The organism is Cyanobacteriota bacterium, assembly GCA_025054735.1.
Taxonomy (GTDB): domain Bacteria; phylum Cyanobacteriota; class Cyanobacteriia; order SKYG9; family SKYG9; genus SKYG9.
The window spans coordinates 1-6,813 of sequence record JANWZG010000202.1 but is presented as its reverse complement, the minus strand read 5'-3'; the positions used below and the strand labels follow the sequence as shown (position 1 = coordinate 6,813).

At 51.3% G+C, this 6,813-nt stretch carries 4 protein-coding genes; 1 reads left to right on the top strand and 3 read right to left on the bottom strand.

Annotated features, from left to right (window positions below; translation table 11 throughout):
* The coding region (locus NZ772_10935) for a HEAT repeat domain-containing protein (GenBank protein MCS6814064.1) at nucleotides 1-2,616 on the bottom strand (2,616 nt) is incomplete at its 3' end.
* A 457-nt stretch (nucleotides 2,617-3,073) separates the two neighbouring features.
* Here NZ772_10935 and NZ772_10930 point away from each other — a divergent pair.
* Nucleotides 3,074-4,894 carry an AAA family ATPase gene (locus tag NZ772_10930; protein MCS6814063.1) on the top strand — a complete coding sequence of 607 codons (1,821 nt, stop codon included), beginning with the start codon at nucleotides 3,074-3,076 and terminating at the stop codon, nucleotides 4,892-4,894.
* A 4-nt stretch (nucleotides 4,895-4,898) separates the two neighbouring features.
* On the opposite strand, the gene NZ772_10925 is transcribed toward NZ772_10930, so the two are convergent.
* Nucleotides 4,899-6,485, bottom strand: a complete 1,587-nt coding sequence (locus tag NZ772_10925; GenBank protein MCS6814062.1) for an MBL fold metallo-hydrolase — start codon at nucleotides 6,483-6,485, stop codon at nucleotides 4,899-4,901.
* A gap of 77 nt (nucleotides 6,486-6,562) precedes the next feature.
* Nucleotides 6,563-6,700, bottom strand: a complete 138-nt coding sequence (locus tag NZ772_10920) for a hypothetical protein (protein ID MCS6814061.1) — start codon at nucleotides 6,698-6,700, stop codon at nucleotides 6,563-6,565.
* Nucleotides 6,701-6,813 lie beyond the last annotated feature (113 nt).

The window sequence follows — 6,813 nt, the reverse complement described above, 5'->3', positions numbered from 1 at the left end:
GCTATCACCCATTGTCAAGCTAGTCATGAAGGCTCCAATCCGAACCCAGCGCGATCGCCAGCCAATATCAGTACAGTTAACCTGCGATCCTGTTGGCTTACAGGTAGTGAGGATTTCTTGAATGAGGGTAGATGCTAAGCGATCGTCACCTGCCTTGGTTCCATTATGCAGAGCAATCTCCCGATTGGGTTGTAATACTGAGTAGGACTGACTGAGAATTGGCAGGATGGGCTGGACAAATCGCCGATGGGGAAGGGAAGCTAGGGTCTCGATCGCATTGGCTCGTTGTCGCACATCATCACTGCGTAACAGTCGCCGGACTGTATTAATTGTGCTTTCGTAGCCTAAGCAAGCTAATACGTAGAAAACTCGGTTGATTAATTGTGTGCGGTAGTCATCGAGAGTAATGGCTAGCACAGACCAGCCTGGTAATTGCGTGAGCAAGCGCTGTTGCCATGACAGGCTAAGGGTAATGTGTTGATAGTAAGCCTGAAGGTGCTGATACAACAGGTCTTCTGCCTGTTTGGTTTTAATCTGGCCTAGAATAGCTATTGCTGCCTCCACAACCTCTAATTGAGCACTGCTCAAACAAGGCTGCACTACTGGAATAGCAAGTTCTTGATAGCAAGCAATGGCAATAGTGGCCTGTTGGCGGACTCTGATGTCACTGTCATTCAGTGTTTTCACCAAGATGGGCAATAGTAGAGGGTCATGCATGACCGCTAGCAACTTCACTGCCGCTGCTCGCACTTGTGCATGGGGATGGGTTAGCTCTGCAATTGCTAGCTTGGCTAAATGAGTATCACCTGGGCGTGCTAGCGAGGCTAATGCTGTCAGCCCTTCCTGTTTCACAGTGCTATCTGCATTAATTAACACTTGCTCTAGTAGTGGCAGCAACCGACTGCGGAGTGAATCAGACAGCGATCGGCCACCGATTGCCCGAATTACTGCTCGCCGCGCCGCCTGGTTAAGCGCCTGCTTACCCGTCAGTCGCCAAACATGGTTATAGGCTGCCCACACCTCAGCACTAGCATGATTACTCTGGCGTGTTGCTACACAAGCGAGGGCACGCACAGATGGACTAGGATCCTCCAGAAAATAGTAGAGCTGAGCATCAGAGATAGGCTGCTGACTGCGGATTAACGCCTCTAGAACCGCTTCTCTCACCTCGGCATGGTCAGAAACTAACTGAGTTCGCAGGAAGCGATCAAACTCTGGGTGTTGCCGACTGCTGAGGAGCATCACGACTGCTAATCGCACAGTGGCATTACCCCGCAACAGCAGTTGTTGCAGTTGATCAAGAAACTGGGCAGGATTATCTATCCGACCAGCTAATTCTAGCCCTAGGATCTGATTTCGAGGTTCATCGCTAGTCAGGAGTTGATAAATGTCTTGCGTTATGCCCGTCGGCAAGCGCACAAGTTGCATGTCACTCAAGTTCACTGAGCCAGCGTGCAGTCGCGTCATAAGGGCATAGAGATAACTCTTACCAGTCAGGTAGCCGATTCCCACAGCTACTAGACTGAAGCCAATGCCTACCCAACTGAGATGGTCAAGAGCAAGAGATGATTGGAGTTGAAACAACACAATGCCAACCACCACTTGACTGAGGGGATAAACCAAGCCATCAATCATGACTCGAACCCGCCCCACAAACCGATGGGGCACAGCGTTATAGTTCAGGTTTTGGATCGGTTGGGCAAGGCTGCTGTAGAGAGGATCATGGTTAATGTTTATCAGCACAGCCGCGGGTAACCAGCTATTGATGGCTAATCCCACAAAACTGACTAAGGTTGTTAGTGGATACACTAGGTTTAACGCGCCTGCATCCAACCGCTTGATGAGTAGGCGCGTCACTAGCCCAGTTAGAGCTAGCTCAAGCACGCTGAATCCAGCACTGAGCAAGCCTAAAAAGCTAGTCAGGTCTTGCTCGTCGGTTATGGCATTGGTGTAAATCTGGGAAAATTCCAATTCGCCCAACTGCCACAATAGGCTAGAGACAAAGGTGCCTATTGCTAGTAGCAAAATGAGGGGGTATCTGGACAGCAACTTAGGAAAGGTTCGCAGACTGACCAAGAAGGCATCTGGCTTGATAGTTTCTGGTGCTAGAGGTGTTTCTGAGTTTTCAAGGATTGCAAGTTGCACGATCGCTAGCCCATATAGCCAGGGCAGCATGAGCAGCAGTTCCATAGTTTCAGTCCGTTGTGAGGCAATGTGCACTATGGAACCACCTATGATTCCTCCCATGGTCATGGCCATGGTCAAGAGTGGGGTATATTGCCTAAATTCTAGGGATGTGAAGTAGTCTGCTACTAACGTCCAAAACAGAATCCCAGTCAGCAACTCCATCAAGTTGAGGCTGATGTAGAGCGTGTAAAAATCTTCAGTGTCAGGTAGCAATTCCCACTGTAACCCAATGGCTAAGATGCCAAGTGTCAGTAACAATTGATATAACCGCAAGCGAGAATAGCGATCAATAACAATAGAGATACCGATCGATACAGGAATAGCGGCTAATCCCAGCATCAGATTGTACAGGGGTAAGGCACTGGAGCCTTCTCGGTTCAAAAACAACGAGGCCCCAACAGTGTAACTCACCACGTTGGTAGCCATCATCACTGCTCCTAGTCCCAGGAAATGCACTAGTCGTCTGCGGGGAACTCTGCTGAATGCAGTCATCCACCCCGATAGTCCGTTCACCATGAGTTTAATAAGTTGTAACTATGCCTATTTGAATCCCAATCACGGTGTCTGCGTTGATCCTGTGCTGCACCCCACAGTAGCTGTGCAAATTCCTAGATTCTTACTACACAGGGTTCCCTAAGATGTCGGGAAAATAGGACAAAGCTCGCGTGTTCTAGCTTAGTGCTAGTCCAGAGTAATTGAGCATCAAGATGCCGTATCAGGCTGAATATCAGGTATCGAGGTTGATTTATCGAAGGCACTAGCATGGTTGCTCGCAAGCTTGGTTGAAGCTACAAATGAAGCTACAAAGAGTTGCAACGGTTCCCGGACATCTATCGAGCGGGTGGGTATACTGTCAATACCTAGCAATTGGCTTATGGTGGGACAGATGGAAAACTTATTCAAAGGGTTGGAACAACTGCTGGAACTAGCAAAAACCCTGGAAGAAAAGCAGGAACGAGGGGAGTTGAAAACAGATATACACATTAGTTCCCGTGCCTTTACCAGCATTCCGCGATCGGGTAACATCCCTAGCAACATTGGTGTGAGTCGAGTCCGTTCAACACCGCCTGTTGATGACTCTGGCCCTAGCGCTGATGAAGTGGTGACTCCCTCAACCGATAGACCCAGCCCAACCTCTCCCCACCTGAAGGATGTAGGCGGCTTGGGAGATGTACTACGGGAGCTGCGGGAACTGGTAGAAATTCCCCTCAAGCGTCCTAATGTGCTGAAAAAGCTAGGCCTAGAGCCGACGAAGGGTGTGTTGCTAGTAGGGCCACCGGGCACGGGCAAAACCCTAGTGGCGCGGGCACTGGCGGAGGATCTGGGTGTAAACTACATTGCCATTGTTGGCCCGGAGGTGATGGGCAAGTATTATGGTGAAGCAGAAACCAAGCTGCGGAATATTTTTGAAAAAGCGGCACGATCGGCTCCCTGCCTGGTGTTCATTGATGAGATTGATAGCCTAGCTCCTGACCGCTCCCATGTGGAGGGCGAGGTGGAAAAGCGCTTAGTGGCTCAACTGCTGGGACTGATGGATGGCTTTGCCAAAACCCCTGGGGTCATCGTGTTGGCAGCTACCAACCGCCCTGACCACATTGACCCTGCCCTGCGCCGCCCTGGCCGGTTTGACCGCGAGGTGCAGTTTCGGGTGCCCGATCGCGAAGGCCGCCACGAGATTCTACGGATTCTGAGCCGAGACATGCCGCTGGATCAGGTGGATTTGGAGGCGATCGCCGATTTGTCGGTGGGGATGGTGGGAGCCGACCTCAAGGCTGTGTGCCAAAAGGCTGCCTATTCTGCCCTACGTCGCCAATTGCCTACCCCAGATGCTCCCCTGCCCGACACTATGACAGTCACCCACGATGACTTTCTGGCCGCCCTGAAGGAGGTAAAACCATCGGTACTGCGATCAGTAGAGGTGGAATCACCCAATGTTGCTTGGGATGACATCGGTGGCTTAGTGGAGATCAAGCGCATCCTGCAAGAGTCTGTGGAAGGAGCACTGCTCTACCCTGAACTATATCAGCGCACAGGGGCGATCGCCCCTAGGGGTATTTTGCTGTGGGGGCCACCGGGTACAGGCAAAACTCTGCTAGCTAAGGCCGTAGCTTCCCAAGCCCGCGCTAACTTCATCGCCATCAATGGCCCCGAACTGCTCAGCCGTTGGGTAGGGGCTGCCGAACAAGCTGTGCGAGAACTGTTCCGCAAGGCACGACAAGCCGCCCCCTGTGTAGTGTTCATCGATGAGATTGATACTCTAGCACCAGCACGGGGACGATTCAGCGGTGACTCTGGGGTCAGCGATCGGGTAGTGGGACAATTACTGACTGAACTAGACGGGCTACAAGGCTGCGCCAATGTGCTGATCATCGGTGCTACTAACCGTCCTGATGCACTAGACGAGGCTCTAAAGCGCTCTGGCAGGCTGGAGATTCAGCTCAAGGTTGACCTCCCTGATGCTGCTAGTCGCCTAGCCATTTTACAGGTACACAATCACGATCGCCCCCTTCAAGACGTTAACCTAGCAGACTGGGCTGCCCAAACCGAGGGCTGGAGTGGTGCTGATCTAGCCCTGTTAAGCAACCAAGCCGCCCTAGAGGCCATTCGTCACTATCGTGCTCAGGGACTTACGGATCCTAATAACATTCGCATCACTGAAGAGGATTTTCTCGCTGCTTACCAACGTATTGAACGTCAGCGCCAGTAGGCATCTATGAATGCTCAAAGGCAGGACAAAGACCATCAAGCGTTACCTTAAATTCATACAAGGGTGACGCAGGATTCCAGCAATGTTGGTTACGGCAATAGTTGCAGTTAGCACAGCAGGCCATATCTGGAGGTATCTCTCGGCTGCGACTTTGGTTGAGCAGCTCCCATTGAGAGAGCGATCGCAGCACCAACTCTTGCCCCTGCCAGCGGGCTGTTAGCAAGCCAGTATCGGCAAAGCTCTGCCAACGTGAATCAGCCTTGATAGTGTCCGGAAGCATCACTACAATTTCTCCCCCCAGTTCCACCAACTCAGCCTCGTAGCTATGGTCTGGAATGCTGGGTTGCTGAAACGACTCACCGATTGGCAACTCTAAGCGCACGCCCGCCCTAGGCACATGGAGCTGATACCGACTATACAACTCATCTAGACTGGTTAGATCTGCCAAGTAATTGGGGGAACCATGCACAAACACCACATGTTGTGGACGCAGATTATGGATCAACTGCATGGTGCTAGGGCCATCACAGTGGTCAGCTAACAGGTAGGCTTCTACAGCAACAGACGCTACCAAGCTTGGGGGAATAGTCCAGCCCTGGGGAACCAGAACTAACCAACGAGTTGAATCCGATGCAATGTATTGATGCAGATCTTGGTTGGCATCAGTCAGGACGATACTTGGTTTAGTTGCAATCGCTCGGCGTTGGTCATCGGTTTGCAGACGATAGAGGTGCGGGCGGACACGATCATCCCAAAATAGGGGCTGGTGTTGAGCAAAGTTCCGAACGGCTGTGGGCAAATAGGGTAACAGCGTCAGATAGGCATCGCACCCATGAGCAACTGAGCCATCTACCCAAATATCTACATCCCGCCCTGTGAACTGGTGATGACTGCGTAGCAGCATGAGTAATTCCTGCCCCAACCCCAACGTAGGCACAGGTAACAGTACCGATCGTTGCTCCCCTAGGGCACGACTGATGCGATCAACCAGGTCATTTTCCTGTTGGCGACGGCGAGGATTGCGAGCAGTACCATAGCTGCCCTCTAGGATCAAGATATCCGGGCGGAGTCCGCGCAGTTCCTCTAGAGGCAATCCATCTACTAGGCGCGAGTTAGAGAGGAAGCAATCACCTGTGTAGACGATCGTGTGGGTGCGTCCATCAGGCCCTGCGTATTTGATCACGAAAACGGCTGCTCCTGGGAGATGTCCCGCTGGAAACAACTCTACACTCAGACCATCACAGAACTCTAAAGGCGATCGCCATGGCAAGGCCCGACAAAAGCTAGCCGACCATCCAGGATCAGCCCCTAGCCAGTTGAGCGGTAGCAATTGAGTCGTCACCTCACTGGCATAGATTGGCAGGCGAGGGAAATGACGATGCAACTCCAGTAAGCCTCTAGCATGGTCACTATGGGCATGACTACAAAGCACCAGATCTAGCTTCAAGCCTCGACGCAGGTCAACTAGCAAGGGTGTCATGTCCTGTAGACCACAATCTAGGAGAACGTTGTATGCTCCCACCTGTAGTAGCAGACATACACCTTCATCTGCGTGACCAACGCCATAGGGCAAACAAGCTAGATCAGCCACAACACCTAAACCACAGTCCTAATGTCCTGGTTGTTGGATGCTTCAGATCACGTCACCTGATAGCTAACGACATACCCCTAATGGGCAGAGCCATTACCGTGATAGTTGTCAGTGTCGTAGTAACCATTCTTAGTGCCAAAGAATAGACAAGAAACCGTGAACAGGACAGTCAGGACTACCAAAATCAACTTGACATCCATGGCGATCGAACTCAAAACTCACATCTCACAGACATTGTAAAGCTAGTGTTTCAATTGTCCAGAAAACAATAGATTTGTCAAAGAATCGCAAATCAATGCAGTTAGTTGTCTGAAATCCTGATGCAGTT